At 64.1% G+C, this 248-nt stretch carries 1 protein-coding gene; it reads left to right on the top strand.

Annotated features, from left to right (window positions below):
* Positions 1 to 248: phosphopantetheine-binding protein (locus tag ACWJ6R_RS38290; protein ID WP_449066842.1), on the top strand; the 248-nt coding region annotated here is incomplete at both ends.

Below are 248 nucleotides of genomic sequence, written 5' to 3' on the forward strand. Positions count from 1 at the left end.
TTGAGCCGGGGCGGGCGTTTCAGGATTTGGGTTTCGATTCTCTGACCGCGGTGGAATTGCGTAATCGGTTGACCGGGGTCGCTGGTATGCGATTGCCGGCGACGTTGGTCTTCGACTATCCGACCGCTGAGGCGGTGGCGGATTACGTGGTGGCGGAGCTGGCCGGTGACCAGGTCTCGCAGGCGGTCGTGGTCGGTGCTTCGCGGGTCGATGAGCCGATCGCGATCGTGGGGATGGCGTGCCGTTTC

Source organism: Planomonospora algeriensis (assembly GCF_977012225.1).